We start from the raw sequence: 360 nt of genomic DNA on the forward strand, positions 1-360 counted from the left end.
CAGAATATCTAACTTGCTGTTGCCGTCTGGAATGCCTGCAGGCGTTTCAGACGAAGGCTGTTGCTGAGCACGAAGACCGATGACAATCCCATCGCGATGCCGGCCAGCATAGGACTCATGTGAATACCGAAGGGCGCAGCGACACCGGCGGCCACGGGTATCAGCAAAATGTTGTAGAAAAAGGCCCAGAACAGGTTGCCGCGGATGTTGCTGAGCGTGCGCCGCGCTGCCGTGAGCGCGGTGACGACCTCACCAAGCTGGCCGCGGGTCAGCGTCACGTCGGCAGCCTCGATGGCGATGTCGGTGCCCGAGGCCAGGGCGATACCCACATCCGCCTGTGCCAGTGCCGGCGCATCGTTG

The 360-nt window shown here is 61.9% G+C and carries 1 pseudogene; it reads right to left on the bottom strand.

The window, feature by feature from the left end:
* Positions 1-8: 8 nt before the first annotated feature.
* Positions 9-360, bottom strand: a pseudogene (locus tag PGH07_RS11435) (copper-transporting ATPase); the annotation flags it as partial.

The sequence above is a fragment of the Sulfurovum zhangzhouensis genome, assembly GCF_030347965.1.
Classification (GTDB): Bacteria; Campylobacterota; Campylobacteria; order Campylobacterales; family Sulfurovaceae; genus Sulfurovum; species Sulfurovum zhangzhouensis.